This window comes from Mycobacterium sp. AZCC_0083 (genome assembly GCF_014202335.1).
In the GTDB taxonomy this organism is placed as follows: Bacteria; Actinomycetota; Actinomycetes; order Mycobacteriales; family Mycobacteriaceae; genus Mycobacterium.
Window position 1 is genome coordinate 434,495 of record NZ_JACHGP010000003.1, and the last position, 13,348, is coordinate 447,842.

Sequence of the window (13,348 nt, forward strand, 5' to 3'; positions counted from 1 at the left end):
CCTGCCAGAGAAGTCAATCCAGCCTGATGTCGACATAGCACCAACGCCAGGTTTCCCCCGGCTCGATCGAGCGCATCACGGGATGGCCGGTCTCGTGAAAGTGGGCGCCGGCGTGCTGATGCGGGCTCGAGTCGCAGCAGCCCACGTGCCCACAGATCAAACACATCCGCAGGTGCGCCCAGGTACTCTCGCCGAGTTCGCTGCATCCCTGGCATTGGCCGGGGGTGAGGGGTTCGGGCTCCGCGACGTCGACCGCGGCAGCCAGGTGCTCGCAGGTTTGCGGCGCGGCATCGGCGTCACGTCGTCGCGATCTCTTGAGCATGCTGAACACGATAGGAGGTTGGCGACGTGGGTGCCTCACTGCTCGCGGTGCTCGTGGTGTCGGTGCTCCTGGCCGGGGTGGCCCGCCGCTTCGACATATCGGCACCGCTCGCGCTGGTGGTCGCCGGTCTGCTGGCCGGCTCGATCCCCGGCCTGAAGGGCATCGAATTCGAGCCCAACCTGGTGCTGTTCGTGATCCTGCCCCCGCTGCTGTGGTCGGCGGGCCTGGAGAGCAGCTACGTCAACCTGCGCCGCAACATCCGGCCGATTGGGCTGCTCGCGGTGGGCTTGCCCCTCGCTACGACGTTCGCCGTCGGCGTAGTCGCCTTTCACACGGTGCCCGAGCTGACCATCGCCGCGGCGCTGACGCTCGGCGCCATCGTCGCGCCGCCGGACGCGGTGTCGGCCGCGGCGATCGGCCGCAGGCTCGGACTGCCCCGCCAGATCATGACGCTGCTTGGCGGGGAGAGCCTGCTCAACGACGCCACGGCGCTGACCGCATACAAGGTCGCGCTGGCGGCGGCGATCGGTACCGCCGCCACCTGGAGTTCGGGTCTGAGCACGTTCGCGCTGGCCGCCGCGGGCGGGGTGGTCGTCGGCGGCGCGATGGGCTGGTTGATCGTCGCGATTCGGACGTGGTTCGACGATCCGTTGGTGGAGAGCGCAATCGGGTTGGTTGCGCCGTTCTTCATCTACCTGCTCGCCGAGGAGGTGCACGGCTCCGGCGTGATCGCGGTGGTGGTCGCCGCGCTGATCATCGGTCAGCGGTCGACACGCGCCAGCTATGCCACCCGGCTGCAGGACGGCGCGGTGTGGCGGGCGCTGCAGTTCGTGCTCGAATCGTTCGCGTTCCTGCTGATCGGCCTGCAGCTGCCGACGGTGGTCGGCGAGCTCACTGGGATCTCGGCGGTCATCCTGGCAACCGCATCCGCGGCGGTACTGGCGACGGTGATCGGTGTCCGGATCATCTGGGTCTTCGTGTTCGCCTACCTGCCGAGAATGCTGTCGCCGCGCATCCGCGCCAGCGAGCCGAGACCGACGCCCGCCCAGGTGTTCATCGTGGCGTGGGCGGGCATGCGCGGCGTGGTGTCCCTCGCCGCAGCCTTCGCCGTTCCCCTGACGACGGCGTCCGGGGCGGCATTTCCCGGCCGCCCACAACTCGTCTTCCTGACGTTCGTGGTGGTCGTCGGAACCCTGCTGCTGCACGGGCTGACGCTGCCGTGGTTGATCAAGGTGCTCGACGTGCAGAACGAGGACGCCGCACGCGACGCCATCGAGGAGGCCGCCGCCCAGACCAGGGCGGCCAAGGCCGCATCCGACCGGCTCGACGAGCTGCTGGCCGAGGACCGCGCCCAGACCGACGTGCACCAGCGGGCGGCCACGATCCTGCGCAGTTGGAACACCCGGCGGCAGAACGCCGCATGGGAGCGACGATTGGGGCGCGGCGACGACGAGATCGGCGAGAGTCCGTCGGCGGCGTTCAAGCGATTGCGACTGGAGATGCTGGCCGCCGAGCGCGAGGCGTTCATCGCCGAACGCGACTCCGGGCACATCGACGACGAGGTGCTGCGGTCCGTGCTCAACGGGCTGGACCTCGAAGAGGCCACGCTCAACCGCGACTGAGCGCGCTAGCGTTGGGGCGTGGAGCCAAAACTCGATCGCGTCACGGTCGACACCACGCTGGGTCGGATCAGCGTGCAAACCGCCGGTGACGGAGACGCGATCCTGTTCTGGCCCAGCCTGCTGATGAGCGGTGACATGTGGAAGGCGCAGGCCGAGCGCTTCGCCGCGCGGCACCGGGTGGTGTTGATCGACCCACCAGGGCACGGCCAAAGTCAAGCGCTCACAAGCACGTTCACGTTCGACGAGTGCGCGCGCACCATCGTCGACGTGCTCGACGGCCTCGGCATCGACCGCGCACACTTCGTCGGCAACTCCTGGGGCGGCATGATCGGCGGAACGTTCGCCGCCACCCACCCCGACCGCATCGGCAAGGCGGTGCTGATGAACTGCACGGCGTCGGCCGCGGGCGGGCGGCAGAAGCTCGAGTTCGGCTTCCTGCTCCGCATGGCCGGGTGGCTTGGCGGAATCCGGCCCCCGCTGACGCGGTCGGTGCTCAAGGCGTTCCTGGGGCCCACCACGTTTCGCGAACGGCCCGACGTCGTCGCCTACGTGCGCAATGCCGTACAGGCCGTCAACCTCGATTCGGGTGCATGGGCGGTGCGCAGCGTCGTGCCACGGCGGCCCGATCAGCGGGCACTGCTCGCCCACGTGACGACGCCCGTCCTGGTCGTCGCGGGCGTCGAGGACGCGACGTTCCCCAACCCCGAGACCAAGGCCATGGCCGACGCGATCCCCGGCTCGTCGTTCGTGATCCTCGATGGGGTGGCGCACCTGGCCGCCCTTGAGAACCCGACGTTGGTCAACCAGCTGGTGGAGGATTTCCTGGCGCGCTGAGGAACATGTCGCACTTAGAAACCGTCGGTACCGTCGAATGCATGACCCAAGCTGGGGAGCTGCCGCCGGTGCACATGCGGCGCAACGCCTTCGACCCGACCGCGGAGCTCGGCGAGATCAGGGAGAGCACCGGCGTGCGCTCGGTGGTCAACGCGTTCGGCATGAAGGTCTATCTGGTCACCCGCCACGACGACGTCAAGATGGTGCTGTCGGACTACGAACACTTCTCCAACGGCCGCCCTCCCGGTTTCGTCATGCCTGGCGCGCCGCCGATGTCGGAGGAAGAACAGGCCGCCGCGCGGGCGGGCAACCTGTTGGGCCTCGACCCGCCCGAACACCAGCGACTCCGTCGCATGCTCACCCCGGCGTTCAACTTCCGCCGGATCAAGCAGCTGGAACCACGCATCGTCGCGATCGTCGACGAACACCTCGATGCGATGGAGAACGCCGGTGCGCCAGCCAATCTCGTCGAGGCGTTCGCGCTGCCCATCCCGTCACTGGTGATCTGCGAATTGCTCGGCGTGCCCTACGCGGATCGCGCCGACTTCCAGAAACGCTCAGGGCGCCAACTGGATCTGTCACTCCCGATCCCCGAGCGGCTCGAGATGCAGCGACAGGGTCGCGAGTACATGCGGTCGTTGGTGACCCACTCCCGCAGCCAACCCGGCGACGACATCCTCGGCATGCTGGTCCGCGAGCACGGCGACGAGCTGACCGACGACGAGCTCGTCGGCATCGCCGGACTACTGCTCCTTGCCGGACACGAGACCACGTCGAACATGCTCGGGTTGGGCACTCTCGCGCTGCTGCGGCACCCCGATCAACTGGCCGCCGTGCGTGACGACCCCGACGCCGTCGGCCCGGCAGTCGAGGAGCTGCTGCGCTGGCTGTCCATCGTGCAGACCTCGATCCCGCGCATCACCACCGCCGATGTCGAGGTCGCAGGCGTGCCGATCGCCGCAGGCGAGCTGGTCTTCGCGTCACTGCCTTCGGGCAACCGGGATCCCGAATTCACTTCATTTCCAGACGTTCTCGACATCGGCCGCGGCGCGCCGGGGCACCTCGCGTTCGGGCACGGCGTGCACCATTGCCTCGGCGCCCCGCTGGCGCGGATGGAGATGCGGATCGCGTGGCCCGCCCTTCTCCGCCGGTTCCCGAACCTGGCGCTCGCCGAGAACTTCGAGGATGTCGACTTCCGCTCGTTCCACTTCATCTACGGGCTACGGTCGTTGGCAGTGAGGTGGTGATGCTCCGGTGAAGCTGATCGCCGATCGGGACGCCTGCATCTCGTCGGGCAATTGCATGATGGTCTCGGAGGAGTTGTTCGACGCCGACGACGACGGAGTCGTGGTGCTGCTCGCCGAGGACGTACCCGAGGCCGAGGAGGACCACGCACGCGAAGCCGTCAGGTTCTGTCCGGCGTCGGTGCTGCGCCTGGAGTGACGTCGGGCTCGTGGAAGTGCAGGTCGATGACGCCAGCGCGGACCAACGCAAGCAGGCTCACCACCAGCACCCAGGCCGGGAACGCCAGCGTCACCCACATGCTGATGTCGGCCGCGATCAGCAGGCTGACCGCGCAGAGGTAGGTGCCCGCGACCAGCCAGGTCGGCATTAGCCGGGTCTTCAGCCAGATGGTGGCCAGCGAGATCATGAACACCGCGCCCATCCGCAGCGCGTAGGTGTTGGTCAGCGTGGTGAGCAACACCTGGCCGAACGCCACCACCTCGTCGTGCGCGGCTTCGTCGACCTGCAGCTTCCGGCTGGCCACCAGTCCGGCGCCGACCGCCGACGAGACGAACATCATCGCCAGGAACAGCAGCCCGCTGCCGAGGAACACCGACGAGAAGAACTTGTCCTCGTACTTGCCGATCCCGTCGCGCACCACGCCGATGAACCAGAGGAACATGATGCCCGCGAACGGCATCAGCACCGCCGCGATCCTAAGCTTGCCCGCCGACCCGTCGACCCACTGCGCGCCATGCTCGCCGCCGTCGGGCAGCGACGTGCGGATGAGCACCAGTGCCGCGCCGAACAGCAGCGCGAACAGCACGCCCGCCAAGGCCGCGGCCCGCGGTGTCGACAGGCTGCGGATGTGGCGGTCGGCTCGGTGTTCGGTCACCGGGCCATGGTGACAGAGCGGCGGCCCCACGGCGTTCAGATTGCGCTCAGGGCGCTGACTTCTCGACTTTTACAGCCCTCACCGCAGTCTCAACGCGCGGCAAGCGCGCTCAGGGTTGGCCGGGCAGCAGCCGAATCATCAACCCGTTGGCTTCGGCAAGCACTGCCCCGTCGGGGTCGCGCAGCTCGGCGTTGACGAAGGCCTTGCGCCCCTCGGTCGCGCGGATCCAGCCGCGCGCGGTCAACTGGGTGTCGATCGGTGTCACCTTGCGGTAGTCGACGTGCAGGAACCCGGTGCGGCTGATCGGCCGGCCCGCGGCATGGATCACCATTCCGAATACCGAGTCGAACAGCAGTGGCAGCACCCCGCCGTGCACGGCGTTGTTGCCGCCGACGTGAAAGCGGCTGAACTGCACCGTCAACTCGACCCCGTCGGGGTCGAACTTGCTCACAGCGAAGGGCGCCATCAGCAGGCTGCCCCCGCCAGGCAGGTCGGGTACACGGCCCGCGGGGCCGACGCCCTCGGCCGCGTCGAACGGCTCGAGCAGCGCGACCAACTCCTCGACCCGCGCTGCCGCCTTCACCCAGGTGTCGCTGTCCGGGTCGGCAGACACCGCAAGGTCCTGCAGCCGCCGCATCGACGTCAGGAACGGCCCGAACCCCGGTCCTGGTTCCGCCGCCTCGAAGAGCGGAAAACCGCCATGCCGTTCGTAGTCGGGATCGCTGGTTGTCTGCTCTTCGCGCAAGCGCTCATCGCTCACGAAGGTGCCAGGATCTCGCGACGCACGATCGTCTGGTCGCGGCCGGGCCCGACGCCGATGCACGAAACATGGGCGCCGGCAAGCTCTTCCAGGCGCAGCACGTAGTCGCGGGCCTTGGCGGGCAGATCGTCGAATTCCCGTGCGGCGGAGATGTCCTCCCACCAGCCGGGCAGCTCCTCGTAGATCGGCTGGGCGCGCGCGATGTCGCTCTGCGTCATCGGCATCTCGTTGGTGCGCTTGCCGTCGACGGTGTAGCCGACGCAGACCGGCACGGTCTCGAGGCTGGACAGCACGTCGAGCTTGGTCAGGAAGTAGTCGGTGATGCCGTTCACCCGGGTGGCGTAGCGGGCGATCACGGCGTCGAACCAGCCGCACCGCCTGGCTCGTCCCGTCGTGACACCGACCTCGCCACCGGTCTTGGACAGGTACGCTCCGAACTCGTCGAACAGCTCGGTGGGGAACGGGCCCGAGCCGACGCGCGTGGTGTACGCCTTCAGGATGCCGAGCACCGTGGTGATGCGGGTGGGGCCGATGCCGGAACCGACGGCCGCGCCGCCCGCCGTCGGATTCGACGACGTGACATAGGGATACGTGCCGTGGTCGACGTCGAGCAGCGTGCCCTGCGAGCCCTCCAGCAGCACCGTCTCACCGTTCTCCAGCGCCTCGTTGAGCAGCAGCCGGGCATCGGCGATGCGGTGCTTGAAACCCTCCGCCTGCGTCAGCAGGTTGGCCACCATCTCGTCTGCGTCAAGAGCCTTGCGGTTGTAGATCTTGACCAGCACCTGGTTCTTGAATTCCAGTGCGGCATCGATCTTCTGGGCAAGGAGCTCGGGATCGAGGACGTCGGCGGCCCGGATGCCAAGACGCGCGACCTTGTCCTGGTAGCACGGCCCGATACCGCGGCCGGTGGTGCCGATCTTCTTGCTGCCCATGTAGCGCTCGGTGACCTTGTCGATGGCCACGTGATAGGGCATCAACAGGTGCGCGTCGGCGGAGATCAGCAGCCGCGACGTGTCGACGCCGCGCTCCTCGAGACCGGCCAGCTCGGCCAGAAGGACTCCGGGGTCGACGACGACGCCGTTGCCGATCACGTTGGTGACCCCTGGCGTCAGGATGCCCGACGGAATCAGGTGCAGTGCGAAGTTGTCGCCAGTGGGCAGCACCACGGTGTGACCGGCGTTGTTGCCGCCCTGGTACCGCACGACCCACTGAACGCGCCCACCGAGTAGATCGGTGGCCTTTCCCTTGCCCTCGTCGCCCCATTGGGCGCCGATGAGGACGATTGCCGGCATGGCATACTCTCCCGCTCAAGTGCGTCAAGACTGTGGTGCAGCCGGTGACAAACCTTATCCGACCTGATCCCTGCCTGTTTGCGAGGAGCTGAGTTGAGCGCAGAAGTCGTCGTGCTGCGCTTCGGTGCACGGCGCGTACCCAGGGCCTTGTCGGGTCTGCCAGTGCACGACGTCGGCGCGCCCACCGACGTCGACCCGCTCGTCGGTGCAGGTCGAATGATCGTGGTGGGCGGCCTCGCCGACCTCGGCACCGTGCTCACGCGGCTGCTGCGCGCCGACCGGCTGGACGTCGAGGTCGGTCTCGTCAGCCGGCCGTGGCATGCCCGCCGCGCCCGCACCGGCGCTGCCAGGCGCGTGCCGTTGATTCGCGACGAGACCGGCACCGTCGTCACGGGGGCCGCCTACTGGCTGCCGACCGACGACGACGCACGCACCATCTCGGGCGAGGGCGTCGTCGACGACGTTCTGCTGTTCGACGGCGACGTGACCGGCGTGCGCGTCGAGCCGACCGCCGACCTTCCTGGCCTGCGCGCCAGCGTGCTGACGGGCCGGATGCGGCCGCGCCGGTGGGTCACCGGGCGAGCTGCCCAGCTCGGGACGACGGGCGCGCTGGTGGTGCGCGACGGCGTGCCCGCCCCGCGCCCAGTCCGGCGATCCACCTTCTACCGCCACACGCAGGGCTGGCTGGCCGTCCGGTGACGGTAGTTTCGTGAGGTGAACATCCGTCCGCTGCGCCAATCGGTGCGACCCAGCCTGTTCTTCTGGGCGATCGTCGCGATCACCGCAGTCGGCGGCGTCATCGCATGGCTGTCTCCCCTGTCCGCGGCAGGCGATGCGTCACCCCTGGCGTACATCGGGGTGTTCACGTTCGTGGTGTTCGGCTGGCTGGTGTCACTGTGTCTGCACGAGTTCGGCCACGCCTTCACCGCCTGGCGGTACGGCGACCGCGACGTCGAGGTCCGTGGCTACCTGACGCTGAACCCGCTGAAGTACTCCAATCCCCTGCTGTCGCTGGGGCTGCCGGTGTTGTTCATCGCGCTTGGCGGCATCGGACTGCCCGGCGGGGCCGTCTACGTCCGGACGGCCGGGATGACGCCGCGGCAGCGGACCACGGTGAGCCTGGCGGGCCCGTTCGCCAACGTGGTGCTCGCGGTGCTGCTGCTGGTGCTGACCCGCGTCCTGTGGGACCTCGACCATTTGGTGTTCTGGGCCGGTGTGGCGTTCCTGGCGTTCCTTCAGGTCACCGCCGTCATCCTGAACCTGCTGCCAATCCCTGGGCTGGACGGTTACGGCGCCCTCGAGCCTCATCTGTCCCCCGACACGCAGCGCTCCCTGCAACCGTTCAAGCAGTGGGGTTTCTTCATCCTGCTGATCCTGCTGATCGCTCCCTCTCTGAACCGGTGGTTCTTCTCGGTGGTGTTCTGGTTCTTCGACCTGTCCGGGGTGCCGAGCTTCCTGGTGTCCAACGGCAGCGTTTTGACGAGGTTCTGGTCCGCCTGGTTCTGACCGGTCAGGGTGCGATCGGCATCGCCGGCCCGACGCCGTCTTAGGCATCCAGGCGCTGGCCCACGGTTACTCGATGGCGCTGGCCGTCGGCGCGGGGCTTCTCGTCGCCGGAGGTGCGATCGCCGTCGTCGTGATGCCGCCTCACGTCCGGCGGGCGCGTTGACGGCCGGTTGCAATACATGCGGACTTACGCATATATTGCTCACATGGGCGCCGGGCATAGTCACGATCACGGGAGCGACACCCGGGTAAGCCGGATGCTCGCCGCGGCGGCAATCCTGACCGTCTTCTTCGTCATCGAGCTGACCACCGCGTTGTGGATCGACTCGATCGCGCTGCTGGCCGACGCAGGCCACATGCTGACCGACCTGGTCGCGATGTTCATGGGGTTGACGGCGGTGCTGCTGGCCAGGCACGGACCGGCTTCGGCCGCAAGGACATACGGCTGGCACCGCGCCGAGGTGTTCACCGCCGTCGCCAACGCCGTGCTGCTGCTCGGCGTCGCCGGCTTCATCCTCTTCGAGGCGTTCGAGCGCCTCGGGCATGCGCCCGACGTGCCCGGCGTCCCGATGATCGTCGTCGCGCTCGCAGGCCTGCTCGCCAACTTCGTCGTCGTGCTGATGCTGCGGTCGCAATCCGAGTCCAGCCTGGCCGTCAAGGGCGCCTACATGGAGGTCGTCGCCGACACGGTGGGCAGCATCGGCGTGCTGATCGCAGGCATCGTCACCGTCACGACGAGCTGGCCCTACGCCGACGTCGTCGTCGCGGTCCTGGTCGCCCTGTGGGTGCTGCCGCGGGCGATCGCACTGGCCCGCGCCGCTCTGCGCATCCTGTCCGAGTCGTCGCCGAGCCACATCGACGTCGAGGAACTGCGCACTGCCCTGGCTGCCGTCGACGGCGTGACGGGCGTGCACGACCTGCACGTGTGGACCCTGGTACCTGGCAAGGACATGGCCACCGCGCACGTCACGTGCTGCGGCGATTCAGTCCAGGTGCTCGAGGACGCGCGCGCCGTGCTGGCCGCCCGTGGCCTGGAGCACGCCACCGTTCAAGTGGAACCGCCCGAGGGCGCCGGCGATTGCGAGAAGCAAGCTCACCGGTGACGCCCACGGGTCAGCCTTGGTTCAGCCCTGACCGAGCATGCCGCGCATCTGCGTGATCTCCGCCTGCTGATTGGCGATGATCGCCTGCGCCATCTTCTTGGCGTCGGGGTTGATCCCGTCTTGCAGCTCGGTGTTGGACATGTCGATTGCGCCGGCGTGGTGATCGATCATCATCTGCAGCCACATGCGGTCGAAGGCCGCGCCCGACAGCGCTTCGAGCGACGTCATCTGCTCGCTCGACATCATTCCGGTCATGTGGCCGGAGTCCGCAGACGGTGCGGGCTTGCCGACGCTCTCCAGCAGACCGGTCATCCGGGCCATCTCGGGCCCCTGGGCCTTCTCGATGTCCTGTGCCAGCGTGATGACCTGCTGGTTCTCAGACCGGTCCGCAACCAGCTTGGACATGTCGATCGCCTGGGCGTGGTGTGGATACATCATCTGCAGGAACATGACGTCAGCGTCGTTGAAGTCACTGCGCGTGACGTTGGGGGCTGTCGACATGGGGGAACTCCCGTGGTCCATTCCTGGCATCGAGCCACTCGGTGCCGTCGAGCTCGAAGCGGACGTGCCGTTGCTACAGCCGGCGACGGTCAGGGCTGCGGCGGTGGCCGTCGCGACGATGACGGTTTTGATCGTGAACATGGTTGTCTTCCTTTGCGAAGTGTCGAAAGAGGTTGAATCGGACAGGTTTCGACCCGCGACTGGGCACAGTGCGCGCCCACGGGCGAAGACCTGTCAGACCCTCAGGATCGACAGTTCGAAGAGGGAGAGGACCGTCCAGGGCGGCGCGCGTTGACGGCGCCGACGGTGGCGGCAGAGTGCAGCGACGAAAGCCGTGACACGTCCGACACCGACCCAGCACAGCAGGACCAGGCCCGCGATGACGGAGACGGCGGTCACGATGAAGACGCAGCCGTGCATTCCGCCGTGTCTCGGAGCGCAGCCGTCGTCGCCACACGACGAGTCAGTGGACTGGTGGTGCGTGCTCGTGGCGTGGTGCTGACCGGTGGCGGCCACCGTGACAACGGCGTGGTGGCCCTGGTGGCCGGGCATCACGGCGACGGCGTGCATGGTGACGATGCCGCCCAGCAGCGCCAGCAGCACGACCGCGCGCGCCAGGGACGGCGCGCGCATCACCGAAGCCAGCGCCGAGATCACGCCGTCAGCATACCCCCAAGGGGTATACGTGGCCCCGTCGCGTTAGCTGAGTCCCAGTTCCCGGCAAGCACACCGATGAGCGGTCACCGGGTGAACCAGGCGTACCAATCGCGGCTCGACGGCTTCAGGTAGTGCCCCGGATCCACCTGCTCGCCGGGAAACAGCCGATAGCCGGTGGGCGCTCCCGACGGCCGCGGATGGAAGTACGCGCCGCTGACCCACGCCGGATTGATGTCGAGTTCCATGCCGCGAACCACGCCTGCGTCCTGCAGAATCCGGCCAAGGCTGCAGACCGATAGTGCTGGGCCGCCGACATAGACCTCGGTTCCTCTCGCGGTGACGCCGAAACCCGACCGCTGGATGTAGGCGGACTGCCCGATGGTCTTGCCCCACTCCTTGGCGCCGCCCGTCGCACACGTGGGATTGACCTGGCCGTCGTCGACGAGCGGAACCAGGTTCTGCCGGACGCTGGCGACCGTCGGATCCATCCGCACTTCACGGCCCCACGCGCCGACGTCGGCGGTGCCGTCGGTGTGCAGCACCAGGCTCGCCTCGCCGTCGACCAGTGGGGCGACCGTGCGGCCTTCGCTGTAGTAGCCGCCCCGGTCGCGATCGTTGAGCCGGAATCCGCCGTTGAACACCGCGGCGACGTCTCGCTGCTCGGCATCGGTGAGGAAGTTCGCCGCGTGCCAGAGGCCGCCGGGATCCGAGGAGCCCGGGCGCAATTCACCACGGACCAGCGCCGAGTTCATCCGAATCACGCCTGCCACGAACGAGGTGTGAACGTCGTCGGGTCGCAGTTCGGCGACCTGGACGGCAGGCCTGCCCCTGACTGTCACCACGGTCCGCCAGACGCCCTCACCCGGCAGCGGCGTGCCGTGTGCCAGCGGTGCGAGCGGCGCGGGCGTGAAGGCCGGCGACATCGCGGCTGGAGCCACCACGCCGCCGGGTGTCGGGATGCCCCCTGGAGGCGTTCCACCCACGGCCGGTGGGTCGCGTTCGTACTGCACCCGCTCGAGCCAGGTGACCGCCACACCGAGGCCGTGATCGCGTCCCCATTCCGCGAGCTTTGCCTCGGCACTGTCATTGCCAGGAGTGCCAAGTGCCTGCACGGTCACCGCACCGACCACCACCGCAGCGACGGCCAGCACCCCCGCCAGCGCGCTCACGCACCGCCAAATCCAACTCACGCGCGCGAGAATGCCACGCGCATTTGTGACTTAGCTGAGCCCGAGCTGTGAGCGTGCCGCAGGATCGCAGTCGTCGAGCAGATCCAGGCACCGCTGGAACTCGTCGGTCTCGCCGATGGACTCAGCGGCGCGGGCCAGCGCGGCCACGCAGCGCAGGAATCCGCGGTTGTGCTCGTGGGCGTAGGGCACCGGGCCGAAGCCCTTCCATCCGTTGCGACGGAGCTGATCAAGACCGCGGTGGTAGCCGGTCCTGGCGTAGGCGTACGCGGCGATGGCCCTGTCGTCGTCGAGCGCCTCCTCGGCGAGCGCCGCCCACGCGACGGAGGCCGACGGGTGCGCGGCCGCCACGTCGGCGGGGTTCTCACCCGCGTCCAATGCGTCCTCTGCTGCAATGTCGCCTGGCAACAACGTTGGTTCCGGCCCCAGCAGATCGCCCATCCGTGTCATGGGCCTATTGTGCCGTGCGGGCTTCTCGCGACCGTCTTCAGGCAGGGTCAGGCGCGGATGGATAGGCTCGATGGACGCGTGTCTAGGAGGACTGGGAGTCAGATGTCGAACCCATCGGGGCCCGACGAGAACGTGCAGCCGGCTTCGGGCGACGAGCCCACCGCCGAACCGCTGACGGGGGCCATCGCACCCACCGATCCGGCCATCGAGCAGGTGGCGCCGCCGGAGCCAGAGGAACGTCGGTTCACCGCGCCATCACCATCCGATGCGGGCTCGACCCAGATCATCGAGACCGGGCCGCCCACCGAGATCCTGTCGGTATCGGATGCGCCCGCGGGAATGGCCGCGTCTGGAGCTCCGACCGAACAGTTCGCGCCTCAGCCGAATGCCGTTGTGCCACAACTCATTCCGCCGCGTTCAGACGCACCGGTAGCGCCGCGCAGGCGCCGCAGCTGGGGTTGGGTGATCGCCCTGGTGCTGGTGATCGCGGCGCTGGTGGCCGTCGCGATCCTGGGCACCGTGATGCTGACCCGCGACGACGCACCGAAGGTCTCGCAGGAGGACCGGGTCCGCACGACGATCCAGAACTTCGACACCGCCATCCAGAAGGGCGACCTCGCCACGCTGCGCAGCATCACGTGCGGCGAGACCGCCGACAGCTACATCAAGTACGACGACGCGCGGTGGAAGGACATTCACGCCCGCGTCGCGGCGGCCAGGCAGTACCCGGTGGTGGCCAGCATCGATCAGGTGGTGGTGAACAACACCCACGCCGAGGCCAACGTCACGTCGTTCATGGCCTTCGACCCGGCCACGCGGTCGACGCGAAGCTTCGATCTGGAGTTCCGCGACGAGCAGTGGAAGATCTGCCAAGCCCCCCAGTAGTCCCACCCCACGCGATTTGTGCACGCGCAGCCGCGCTCAGTGGCTCTTGCGATTTGATTCTCCGCGGTCGGGATCCTGGTTTCGGTGCGGGCGGGCCGGGGTTTTCGGCT

Annotated in this window: 16 protein-coding genes; 8 read left to right on the forward strand and 8 right to left on the reverse strand. The window is 68.1% G+C overall.

Annotated elements, in window-relative coordinates; translation table 11 throughout:
• Positions 1–13: 13 nt before the first annotated feature.
• Positions 14–322 carry a UBP-type zinc finger domain-containing protein gene (locus HNP02_RS09300; protein ID WP_184437376.1) on the reverse strand — a complete coding sequence of 103 codons (309 nt, stop codon included), beginning with the start codon at positions 320–322 and terminating at the stop codon, positions 14–16.
• A 26-nt stretch (positions 323–348) separates the two neighbouring features.
• Here HNP02_RS09300 and HNP02_RS09305 point away from each other — a divergent pair, with 26 nt between their 5' ends.
• The 4 genes from HNP02_RS09305 to HNP02_RS09320 are packed head-to-tail and all read left to right on the forward strand — an operon-like array spanning position 349 to position 4,221.
• Complete coding sequence (locus tag HNP02_RS09305) at positions 349–1,944, forward strand: Na+/H+ antiporter (RefSeq protein ID WP_184437379.1); 1,596 nt, start codon at positions 349–351, stop codon at positions 1,942–1,944.
• 18 nt (positions 1,945–1,962) lie between these two features.
• On the forward strand, positions 1,963–2,778 hold the full coding sequence (locus tag HNP02_RS09310; RefSeq protein ID WP_184437381.1) for an alpha/beta fold hydrolase: 816 nt from the start codon (positions 1,963–1,965) through the stop codon (positions 2,776–2,778).
• Positions 2,779–2,819: 41 nt separating this feature from the next.
• Positions 2,820–4,025 carry a cytochrome P450 gene (locus HNP02_RS09315; RefSeq protein ID WP_184437383.1) on the forward strand — a complete coding sequence of 402 codons (1,206 nt, stop codon included), beginning with the start codon at positions 2,820–2,822 and terminating at the stop codon, positions 4,023–4,025.
• Positions 4,026–4,032: 7 nt separating this feature from the next.
• Positions 4,033–4,221 (forward strand): ferredoxin, encoded by a 189-nt coding sequence (locus HNP02_RS09320; protein WP_184437385.1) that lies wholly within the window; start codon positions 4,033–4,035, stop codon positions 4,219–4,221.
• On the opposite strand, the gene HNP02_RS09325 is transcribed toward HNP02_RS09320, so the two are convergent.
• The 3 genes from HNP02_RS09325 to HNP02_RS09335 all read right to left on the reverse strand — a co-directional run bounded on the left by HNP02_RS09325 (position 4,184) and on the right by HNP02_RS09335 (position 6,949).
• Complete coding sequence (locus tag HNP02_RS09325) at positions 4,184–4,897, reverse strand: hypothetical protein (RefSeq protein WP_309241484.1); 714 nt, start codon at positions 4,895–4,897, stop codon at positions 4,184–4,186. The two genes, HNP02_RS09320 and HNP02_RS09325, sit on opposite strands and share 38 nt — an antisense overlap.
• Before the next feature lie 109 nt (positions 4,898–5,006).
• Complete coding sequence (locus tag HNP02_RS09330) at positions 5,007–5,657, reverse strand: PaaI family thioesterase (protein WP_309241485.1); 651 nt, start codon at positions 5,655–5,657, stop codon at positions 5,007–5,009.
• A complete protein-coding gene (locus tag HNP02_RS09335; protein WP_184437387.1) occupies positions 5,654–6,949 on the reverse strand; it encodes an adenylosuccinate synthase in 1,296 nt (431 codons plus the stop codon). Before HNP02_RS09335 ends, HNP02_RS09330 begins: the two co-directional genes overlap by 4 nt.
• Positions 6,950–7,042: 93 nt before the next feature.
• Between HNP02_RS09335 and HNP02_RS09340 the strand changes: the two genes are divergently transcribed.
• The 3 genes from HNP02_RS09340 to HNP02_RS09350 all read left to right on the forward strand — a co-directional run bounded on the left by HNP02_RS09340 (position 7,043) and on the right by HNP02_RS09350 (position 9,558).
• The gene (locus HNP02_RS09340; RefSeq protein WP_184437388.1) at positions 7,043–7,648 is read left to right on the forward strand and encodes a peptidase M50; all 606 of its coding nucleotides are present in this window, start codon (positions 7,043–7,045) and stop codon (positions 7,646–7,648) included.
• A gap of 15 nt (positions 7,649–7,663) precedes the next feature.
• Complete coding sequence (locus tag HNP02_RS09345; protein WP_184437389.1) at positions 7,664–8,455, forward strand: site-2 protease family protein; 792 nt, start codon at positions 7,664–7,666, stop codon at positions 8,453–8,455.
• Between the two features lie 206 nt (positions 8,456–8,661).
• Positions 8,662–9,558 carry a cation diffusion facilitator family transporter gene (locus tag HNP02_RS09350; protein WP_184437390.1) on the forward strand — a complete coding sequence of 299 codons (897 nt, stop codon included), beginning with the start codon at positions 8,662–8,664 and terminating at the stop codon, positions 9,556–9,558.
• A 21-nt stretch (positions 9,559–9,579) separates the two neighbouring features.
• Here the strand turns inward: HNP02_RS09350 and HNP02_RS09355 are convergent, their stop codons facing one another.
• From HNP02_RS09355 to HNP02_RS09370, 4 genes are all read right to left on the reverse strand, one after another.
• Complete coding sequence (locus tag HNP02_RS09355; protein ID WP_184437391.1) at positions 9,580–10,200, reverse strand: DUF305 domain-containing protein; 621 nt, start codon at positions 10,198–10,200, stop codon at positions 9,580–9,582.
• A 93-nt stretch (positions 10,201–10,293) separates the two neighbouring features.
• Positions 10,294–10,716, reverse strand: coding sequence for a DUF6153 family protein (locus HNP02_RS09360; RefSeq protein WP_184437392.1), 423 nt, complete (start codon positions 10,714–10,716; stop codon positions 10,294–10,296).
• 83 nt (positions 10,717–10,799) lie between these two features.
• Entirely contained in the window at positions 10,800–11,885 is a 1,086-nt protein-coding gene (locus HNP02_RS09365) for a hypothetical protein (protein WP_184437393.1), read from the reverse strand.
• A 51-nt stretch (positions 11,886–11,936) separates the two neighbouring features.
• Positions 11,937–12,353 (reverse strand): DUF3151 domain-containing protein, encoded by a 417-nt coding sequence (locus HNP02_RS09370; RefSeq protein WP_184437395.1) that lies wholly within the window; start codon positions 12,351–12,353, stop codon positions 11,937–11,939.
• Between the two features lie 102 nt (positions 12,354–12,455).
• Here HNP02_RS09370 and HNP02_RS09375 point away from each other — a divergent pair, with 102 nt between their 5' ends.
• Entirely contained in the window at positions 12,456–13,238 is a 783-nt protein-coding gene (locus HNP02_RS09375; RefSeq protein WP_184437397.1) for a DUF4878 domain-containing protein, read from the forward strand.
• Positions 13,239–13,348: the final 110 nt, after the last annotated feature.

What these genes read in the sequence shown, in the direction of transcription:
- HNP02_RS09350 (WP_184437390.1), top strand. Translation starts at nt 8,662, where the DNA reads ATGGGCGCCGGGCATAGTCACGATCACGGGAGCGACACCCGGGTAAGC.
- HNP02_RS09375 (WP_184437397.1), top strand. Translation starts at nt 12,456, where the DNA reads ATGTCGAACCCATCGGGGCCCGACGAGAACGTGCAGCCGGCTTCGGGC.
- HNP02_RS09300 (WP_184437376.1), bottom strand. Translation starts at nt 322, where the DNA reads ATGCTCAAGAGATCGCGACGACGTGACGCCGATGCCGCGCCGCAAACC.
- HNP02_RS09335 (WP_184437387.1), bottom strand. Translation starts at nt 6,949, where the DNA reads ATGCCGGCAATCGTCCTCATCGGCGCCCAATGGGGCGACGAGGGCAAG.
- HNP02_RS09355 (WP_184437391.1), bottom strand. Translation starts at nt 10,200, where the DNA reads ATGTTCACGATCAAAACCGTCATCGTCGCGACGGCCACCGCCGCAGCC.
- HNP02_RS09315 (WP_184437383.1), top strand. Translation starts at nt 2,820, where the DNA reads ATGACCCAAGCTGGGGAGCTGCCGCCGGTGCACATGCGGCGCAACGCC.
- HNP02_RS09370 (WP_184437395.1), bottom strand. Translation starts at nt 12,353, where the DNA reads ATGACACGGATGGGCGATCTGCTGGGGCCGGAACCAACGTTGTTGCCA.